The organism is Bacillus sp. mrc49 (assembly GCF_002803435.1).
The window spans coordinates 1-974 of the sequence record NZ_PHNG01000131.1; the positions used below are offsets into that span (position 1 = coordinate 1).

1 protein-coding gene is annotated in these 974 nt (G+C 38.5%); it reads left to right on the forward strand.

The window, feature by feature from the left end:
- A partial coding sequence (locus CVN76_RS00900; RefSeq protein WP_157805399.1) for a GerAB/ArcD/ProY family transporter occupies positions 1-652 on the forward strand: 652 nt, incomplete at its 5' end.
- Positions 653-974: the final 322 nt, after the last annotated feature.

The following is a 974-nucleotide window of genomic DNA, read 5'->3' on the forward strand; positions in this document are numbered from 1 at the left end:
AATTACTTTTATCACAGTGATCATATCGTATTGGCTTTTATTCTTTCCTTTTTATGGGGTTAGATATTCGGACTTCACGGGAGTGCTTCCTATATTCGATCATACCTTCCTGGACATTATGAAAGGAACCAGAAGTATCTCCTTAACGATGCTTGGTTTTGAAATGCTGCTGATGTATTATCCATTCATAAAAAAAGCAGAAACATCACAAAAGTTTGCCCATGGAGGAGCATTAACCACTACTTTGCTGGCTTTAACCGTCTATTTCGTTTCAATCGCCTTTTATCCACTCAAGCTGCTTACCCTTACCCTATGGCCAACCTTAACCTTGACCAGCATTATTGAATTGCCCTTCATTCAGCGGTTCGAGTACATAACCATTTCTTGGTGGGCCATCATTATCATCCCCAATATGGTCATTCCCTTGTGGGCTGCCAGCAGGGGGATCAAGCGCTTATTCAATGTCCAGCAAAAATACCCCTTATGGATCATGTCCATCATCATCATCCTGATCAATATCTTTTATTACGATATCGAATTATTGTATGTACTAAACAAAATAATCAATCCATACAGCGTCGGCTTCATTGTTTTATATATACCGCTCCTATTTGTTCTATTAAAAACAAAGAAATTATTGAAGCGCTCTTAAACGTAATGGAACAAATTCTTTTAGCTGCCTTGTTGGCAGCTTTTCTTTATGGCCGTTTTCGCATCCTTCTGCAGTGGAAGATCACTTATCTTACCAGGGAATGGTTGGTTCGGAAGATGAAGCCGAACGGTGGTTCAATAAGTGGGAAACAATGGGTAATATATGATGTCGTTTATTCATACCCTGTTTAAAATGCTTTTTTTATTAAGGAGGACGGATGAATAAATTCCAGCCATTGATGTGGATTGTGTTTACGACGATGATTGTCATATTAGTAGTGCCTTCCATTTTGGTAGTTTCCTTTTCAAATCATGCAAAAAAG